This window comes from Sphingomonas segetis, from assembly GCF_009720245.1.
Taxonomy (GTDB): Bacteria; Pseudomonadota; Alphaproteobacteria; order Sphingomonadales; family Sphingomonadaceae; genus Sphingomicrobium; species Sphingomicrobium segetis.
In genome coordinates this window covers 1-1,913 of record NZ_WJSQ01000264.1, presented here as the reverse complement: position 1 = coordinate 1,913, position 1,913 = coordinate 1, and the positions used below count along the sequence as shown (strand labels likewise).

At 66.9% G+C, this 1,913-nt stretch carries 1 protein-coding gene; it reads left to right on the top strand.

Features of this window, described 5'->3' with window-relative positions; all coding sequences use genetic code 11:
* Nucleotides 1-228: 228 nt before the first annotated feature.
* Nucleotides 229-1,913 (top strand): M28 family metallopeptidase (locus tag GH737_RS14620; protein WP_196233234.1); only part of this gene is annotated, 1,685 nt, incomplete at its 3' end.

Genomic DNA, 1,913 nt, shown 5'->3' with positions numbered 1-1,913 from the left:
CAGCCACGGCGGGATCGCCGCGCGGCCGAGCCAGGCCGCGGCCAAGGCGAGCGCGATCCTCGCCTGGTTCGACCGCTACCGTACCGACAGGGGCCGCACGGCGAGCGCGCCGAACGAAGGGGCTTCCCCCGGCGCCGCGCGCTAACTAGTTGCACCTCTGCACCTTTCCGGCGCCGGGCAGCATGCGCGGCCGCCGATCCACTGACCAACTCTGGGGAGAGACACCAAGTGAAGACCTACCGCTGGCTTGCCGCGACCGCGATCGCCCTCGCTGCCGCACCCGTCATCGCCGCCGACACCGGCCCGTTCAGCGCTCAGCGGCTGTCAGAGATCGACAAGTATATCTCGACCGATGCGTTCGAGGGCCGCGGCCCGGCGACACGGGCGGAGACCAAGACGATCAACTACATCGCCGACCAGTTCAAAGCGGCCGGCGTCCAGCCCGCCGGCGACATGGTCAACGGGCAACGCTCGTACTTCCAGGCCGTGCCGCTGGTGAAATCGGAGTTCGCCGCGCCGCCGCAGTTCACGCTCAACCTCGGCAACGGCCAGTCGCTGCCGCTTACCCAGGGCGAGCAGATCGCGCTGCGCGCCCCGATGAACGGCGCGACGAGCGTGAACCTCGCCAATGTGCCGCTGGTCTTCCTCGGCTACGGAGTCACCGCGCCGGAGCGCAACTGGGACGATTTCAAGGGCCAGGACGTCAAGGGCAAGCTCATCGTCGTCCTCATCAACGACCCCGACTTCGAGGGCGGCGACCTCGGCTTCGGCGGCAAGGCGATGACCTATTACGGCCGCTGGACCTACAAATATGAGGAGGCCGCCCGCCGCGGCGCCGCCGGCGTACTCATCGTCCACGAGACCGACCCCGCATCCTATGGCTGGAACACGGTCAAGAACAGCAACACCAACACGATGTTCGACATCGTCCGACAAAATCCAGCCGCCGAGCACCCCTTGTTCGAAAGCTGGATCCAGCGCCCGCTCGCCGAGAAAATCTTCGCGGCATCGGGCCTCAACTTCGACCAGGCCAAAGCCGCCGCGAAGAAGCGCGATTTCCAGCCGATCCCGCTCAAGGCGACGCTCAGCGCCCAAGGCCAGGCGCAGGTTGCGACGATCAACTCGCACAATGTCGTCGGCTATCTACCGGGCACGAAATATCCCGACGAGACGGTGATCTACTCGGCGCATTGGGACCATCTCGGCATCGGCAAGCCCGACGAGACCGGCGACACCATCTACAACGGCGCGCTCGACAACGCGACCGGGACCGCCCAGCTGATCGAGCAGGCGCGGGCGTTCGCGAAGGAGCCGCGGACTGACCGCTCGGTCGTGTTCCTCGCCGTCACCGCCGAGGAGAAGGGGCTGCTCGGCTCCGAATATTACGCCCAGAACCCAATCTTCCCGATCGCCAGGACGGCAGGCGTGATCAACACCGACGGCGGCGCTATCTACGGCCCGGCGAAGAACTTCACGATCTCCGGCAACGCCAAGCTCGGCCTGCTCGACATGCTGATCGCCGAGGGCAAGAAGCAGGGCCGCTACTACAGCCCCGACCCGCACCCGGAAGCCGGCTATTTCTACCGCTCCGACCATTTCTCGTTTGCCAAGGTCGGCGTTCCGGCGATCAGCTTCGGCGACGGCAACGACCTGGTGAACGGCGGCGTCGAGCGCGGCGAAGCGCTCGGCAAGGAATATACCGAAAAGCATTATCACCAGCCGAGCGACGAGTGGCAGGCCAGCTGGGACTTCACCGGCATGGCCGAAGACGCGAACCTGCTCCACAACCTCGGCCGCGACCTCGCCAATTCGCGCGCATGGCCAGATTGGGGCGCCGACAGCGAGTTCCGCGCGATCCGCGACAAGTCCGCCGCCGAGCGCGGCGGCGCGGCTCCCGCCCCCGCCCCCGCTCC